At 48.8% G+C, this 293-nt stretch carries 1 tRNA gene and 1 other RNA gene; both read left to right on the top strand.

The window, feature by feature from the left end:
• Positions 1-2: 2 nt before the first annotated feature.
• A non-coding RNA gene (locus ACSZPU_RS26475) (RtT sRNA) lies at positions 3-171 on the top strand.
• A 46-nt stretch (positions 172-217) separates the two neighbouring features.
• Positions 218-293 (top strand) — tRNA-Lys (locus ACSZPU_RS26470).

Raw genomic sequence — 293 nt, 5'->3', positions numbered from 1 at the left:
GTTAGCTCAGTTGGTAGAGCAGTTGACTTTTAATCAATTGGTCGCAGGTTCGAATCCTGCACGACCCACCAATTTAACGCTTTACTCCAGTGTTAAACGTGAAGGATAACGTTGCATAAGCAACGCGCCCGTAGGGCGAGACCAAGCCGAGTCATCCTGCACGACCCACCACTCTTTAGTGGTTCCGAGTAAAAAATCTTTCAGGTGACACCCGTATGGGTCGTTAGCTCAGTTGGTAGAGCAGTTGACTTTTAATCAATTGGTCGCAGGTTCGAATCCTGCACGACCCACCA

The sequence above is a fragment of the Phytobacter sp. V69 genome, assembly GCF_965644215.1.
GTDB lineage: Bacteria > Pseudomonadota > Gammaproteobacteria > Enterobacterales > Enterobacteriaceae > Phytobacter.
The sequence above is the reverse complement of the archived record's forward strand: the minus strand, read 5'-3'. Positions and strand labels throughout refer to the sequence as shown.